Annotated in this window: 4 protein-coding genes and 2 pseudogenes; 5 read left to right on the plus strand and 1 reads right to left on the minus strand. The window is 68.6% G+C overall.

The genetic code is table 11. The annotated features are described in order from the left end of the window. Window positions 1–365 (minus strand): hypothetical protein (locus Q0627_RS01230; protein ID WP_298807256.1); only part of this gene is annotated, 365 nt, incomplete at its 3' end. A gap of 226 nt (window positions 366–591) precedes the next feature. Here Q0627_RS01230 and Q0627_RS01235 point away from each other — a divergent pair. From Q0627_RS01235 to Q0627_RS01255, 5 genes and pseudogenes are all read left to right on the plus strand, one after another. Continuing rightward, complete coding sequence (locus Q0627_RS01235; RefSeq protein ID WP_054720048.1) at window positions 592–963, plus strand: helix-turn-helix transcriptional regulator; 372 nt, start codon at window positions 592–594, stop codon at window positions 961–963. Continuing rightward, entirely contained in the window at window positions 960–2,918 is a 1,959-nt protein-coding gene (locus Q0627_RS01240) for a cation-translocating P-type ATPase (protein ID WP_298807261.1), read from the plus strand. The genes Q0627_RS01235 and Q0627_RS01240 overlap by 4 nt, the downstream gene beginning before the upstream one ends. Next, window positions 2,915–3,431: pseudogene (gene lspA / locus Q0627_RS01245) on the plus strand (signal peptidase II). Before Q0627_RS01240 ends, lspA begins: the two are co-directional and overlap by 4 nt. A 41-nt stretch (window positions 3,432–3,472) precedes the next feature. Further along, window positions 3,473–3,774: pseudogene (locus Q0627_RS01250) on the plus strand (DUF3703 domain-containing protein). 428 nt (window positions 3,775–4,202) lie between these two features. Continuing rightward, window positions 4,203–4,604, plus strand: a complete 402-nt coding sequence (locus tag Q0627_RS01255) for a MerR family transcriptional regulator (protein ID WP_169647154.1) — start codon at window positions 4,203–4,205, stop codon at window positions 4,602–4,604. The last annotated feature ends 117 nt before the right edge of the window (window positions 4,605–4,721 follow it).

Genomic DNA, 4,721 nt, shown 5'->3' on the forward strand with positions numbered 1-4,721 from the left:
CGACATGCGAAGGCTGCGGTCAGGTGCCGTGGACAGGAACGGCGTGGATGAGCGCTCTGGCCCCGCCGTGGCAGTGCCCGCAGCGCCATGCTCGCGAACCGCAACGCCCGGGGCGTGTGAGACCGTTCTGCCGATACGACCTGCGTGACGCTGCTGTCCTCGCTGCACCGGCGAAGCTGTGTCATGCCCAGCAGAATCTGATCGAGTTCGCTGCCCTCGCCGACCTTCAGCCGAGCCGACAGTTGCGCTACGGCACCACCGACATGCCCATCACCGAGGTGCTCGACGAGCTGTGCCGTCGATTCGTCGACACGATCGGCTCCCCCGTGCGAGGACCTGGCGACCGGCCTGGACAGTCTGAGCAAGGCGATCCTCCCGCGAGGCAGAACTGGCATGCGACCCGTTGGCCGTTCCAGGCTGGGAGCCAGCCGGCCAGTCTGTGAACGTCCCTTGAGTCGTGACGAGCCGGTCCGAGAATCCGCCAGCCGTCATCATTCGCGACCGTTGTCGGAGTCCGCACTGGCGGAGTAGAACGCGCGTTGTCCCGCTCCCTCCGCTTGATTAATCATGTTTCCTCAATATCATCGTTTTATGACGATGAATGAGCGAGCGACGACCTGCTTCGGTGAAAGTCTCGACTCTGCAGCAGCGTTGTTCCACAGTCTCTCCGACGGCACCCGCCTGGCCATCGTGCGCCGCCTCGCCGCCGGGGAATCCCGAGTAGCGGACCTGGTCGGCGAGCTGGGATTGGCGCAATCGACAGTGTCGGCGCACGTGGCATGCCTGCGGGACTGCGGCCTGGTGCAAGGCCGCCCGCAGGGCCGGCAGGTGTTCTACTCGCTGGCCCGACTGGAACTGCTCGACCTGCTGGCCTCGGCCGAAACCCTCCTGGCCGCCACGGGCAACGCCGTCGCGCTGTGCCCGAACTACGGCACCGACACCGACACGGGAGTGACGGCATGAGCGACGCCTGCGGATGCGGCCCCGACGAACCCCGCGTCGAGGGCGAAGACGACCAGGAGCCCGACAAGTGGTGGCAGGTCACCGAGATCCGGGCGGCCGCCGCCGCGGGTGTCCTGCTGATTGCGGCCCTGATCGTCCGCGTCACCGGTGGGCCCGACGCTCTCGGGACGGGCTTCGAGGCGGTGGCGCTGGTCGTCGCCGGCTACACCTTCGTCCCCTCGACCCTCAAGCGGCTGGCCCGCGGCAAGATCGGGGTCGGGACCCTGATGACGATCGCTGCCGTCGGCGCCGTGCTGCTCGGCGAGGTCGGCGAAGCCGCGATGCTCGCGTTCCTGTTCGCCATCAGTGAGGGTCTCGAAGAGTACGCGGTCACTCGCACCCGACGGGGCCTGCGCGCCCTGCTGAATCTGGTGCCGGACACCGCCACCGTCCTGCGCGGCGGCCGGGAACAGACCGTCGCCCCCGCGGAGTTGGGGCTCGGGGAGATCATGATCGTCAAACCCGGGGAGCGGCTCGCCACCGACGGCACCATCCGCACCGGGCGCACCGCCCTGGACACCTCCGCGATCACCGGGGAATCGGTGCCGGTCGAGGCCGGACCGGGCTCCGAGGTGTTCGCCGGGTCGATCAACGGCACCGGCGTTCTCGAGGTCGAGGTCACCGCCGGCGCGCAGGACAACTCGCTGGCCAAGATCGTGAAGATCGTGGAGGCCGAGCAATCCCGCAAGGGCGAGGCCCAGCGTCTGGCCGACAAGATCGCCAAGCCCCTGGTGCCGGGAGTGATGGTTGCCGCGGCGTTGATCGCCGCGATCGGCAGCGTATTCGGTGATCCGCTGGTGTGGATCGAACGCGCCCTGGTCGTGCTGGTCGCCGCGTCCCCGTGTGCGCTGGCCATCGCGATCCCGGTGACCGTGGTCGCCGCGATCGGCGCCGCCTCCAAGCTCGGCGTCCTGGTCAAGGGCGGTGCCGCCCTCGAAGCGTTGGGCCGGATCCGCATCGTCGCGTTGGACAAGACCGGCACCCTGACCCGGAACCGCCCCGAGGTCATCGACGTTGCCACCACCGGCGGCGCCACCCGCGCCGACGTTCTGAATGTCGCCGCTGCGCTCGAGGCACGCAGTGAGCACCCCCTCGCTGCAGCGATCCTCGCCGCCGTCGACGACTACCCCCCCGCCGAGGACGTCGACGCGGTCCCCGGTGCCGGACTGACCGGTCACGTCGGCGGCATTCCTGCCCGTCTGGGTCGGCCCGGGTGGATCGACCCGGGCTCTCTGGCTGCCGATATCGAGCGGATGCAGCACGCCGGAGCCACTGCGGTGCTCATCGAACGGGCCGGCGCCCTGATCGGGGCGATCGCGGTGCGCGACGAACTTCGTCCCGAAGCCCGCGACGTCGTCGCGGGGCTGCGCCGCGACGGTTACACCGTGGCGATGCTCACCGGCGACAACGAGCGCACCGCACGAGCGTTGGCCACCGATGTCGGTATCGACGAGGTGCACGCCGATCTGCGTCCGGAGGACAAGGCCCGCATCATCGACACCCTCCGCGGTACACGGCCGACGGCGATGGTCGGCGACGGTGTCAACGACGCCCCTGCCCTGGCCACCGCCGATCTGGGGATCGCGATGGGCGCGATGGGCACCGACGTGGCCATCGAGACCGCCGACGTCGCCCTGATGGGTGAGGACCTGCGGCATCTACCTCAAGCCCTGCAGCATGCCCGCCGATCACGAACGATCATGTTGCAGAACGTCGGCCTCTCGCTCGCGATCATCACCGTCCTGATGCCCCTGGCCCTGTTCGGTGTGCTCGGGTTGGCGGCGGTTGTCCTGGTTCACGAGGTCGCCGAGATCGTTGTGATCGCCAACGGGGTCCGCGCCGGCCGCGCCCACGCCCTCACCGAGGCACCACCATCGACAAAGATGCCGGAACCGGCCACCGGAGCCCGGCTATGACGCCGGATGACAGCTCTGTCGCACCCTCGGTGGCCGGGGCCGGGCAGGGTCGCAGACGCGGCAGTCTCGTCGTACTCGCCGGCGCGCTGGCTGCTCTCGCGCTGATCCTCGACCCGGTGGCCCGCGACGCGCTATCTGACGGGCGGGCACTCGATCTCGGTCTGCTGCAACTGCGCCTGACCTACAACACCGGGGTCGCATTCAGCCTCGGCGACCAGCTCCCCACCGCCGTCGTTCTCACCGTCACCGCGGCCATCACCGCGACGATCGGTGTGTACGCCTGGCGCACCGCACCCGACAGTCACCCGCTCCAGACCCTCGGATTCGCCGCGATCGTCGCCGGCGCCACCGCCAACGTCATCGACCGCTTCCTCGACGGCACAGTCACCGACTATTTCCACACCGGATGGTTTTGCCACCTTCAACCTCGCCGACACCTACATCACCTGCGGTGTCGTCCTCGTCCTCGTCGCACTGTTCCTCGAATCCACCAGTAAGGACCCCACGCCATGAGCCGAATGCCCGCTTCTCTACGCACGGTCTACATCGCGGAAATGGCCGCTGCCCGCCACACCGACGACGACGCCGGGCGCTGGCACCACCTCGAACGCGCCCACATCCTGTCCCAGCCGTATCCGTGGCCGCACACCCGCAACCACCTCGCCATGCTCGGCCTCGCCCTGCGCCAGCGCGACCGTCGTGAGGCTCTCGGTCAGATGGTGCGAATCATCGTCACTGCTCCCGGGTTCGCGCTGGGCCGCTACCCGACGGGAACACCGGACGGACTGCAGCTGGGCTGATGACCCCGATGCCGATCCCCGCCGATCTGGCCGCGATGCTCACTCGGCCCGCCTGAGACCGCGTCGCTCGCAGCAACTGTGCCGCACCGAAACGACACCTCCGGCTAGTTGACCGGCCTCCTGCACTGTTTCTGCACCGTCCGCCCTCCTCGGCTCGACAGCACCGGTCAAAGAGCAGCTCCGCGCATGCGCTGCGCACCACGGATAACGTGTGCCGACGGGCAATGGCGCGGTACCTCAGAGTCGCAGAGCTCGACTTCCCTCACACTGCCGAGTCGAGGTGAACGAGTCCTGCGACCTGACTTCCCCTCCTTCGGGAAGGGAAGAACCTTCTCCGTCATGCTACGAGGAAAGCCCGGGACCGGCACGGGCACGTGCGCGTTGCCTTTGATGCACAGGCTGCGGGTCAGCGGGACCGAAGAATGCGCCAGGGAAGCTGGGCGGCATTGACCCTGTACTCGGGTACAGGGTTGAGAATGTGTGGATGCGAACCGGTGAGCTGGCAGCCAGGGCGGGAGTCAACGCGCAGACCCTGCGCTACTACGAGCGTCGCGGCCTGCTCGCGCGACCGGCCCGGTCCCCGTCGGGCTACCGCAGCTATCCCGACGACGCGGTCGCGGTGGTCCGGTTCGTCAAACGATCCCAGGAGCTGGGGTTCACCCTCGACGATGTCGCCGAACTGCTGAACCTGGCAGACGGCGGCCCCGACGACTGTGACACCGCCCGCGCCTTGACTGAATCCCGTGCCGCCGAGCTGGAACGCCGTATCGCCGACCTGCAGCGCATGCACGGCTCGCTGACCGAACTGATCGCGACATGCGGGCTGCCCCGCAACCACCGGTCCTGCCCGGTCCTGTCCTCGCTACACGAAGGAGACCACCCGTGAAACTGGACATTCTCCAGGTCCCCGACTGCCCCAACGTGGCGGTGCCCGAGCGGCGTATCCGGCAGGCCACCGCCGGCGAGCCGGTGCAGCCGGAGATCACCCTCCGCGTGATCGACG

This window comes from uncultured Gordonia sp. (assembly GCF_937858515.1).
Lineage (GTDB): Bacteria > Actinomycetota > Actinomycetes > Mycobacteriales > Mycobacteriaceae > Gordonia.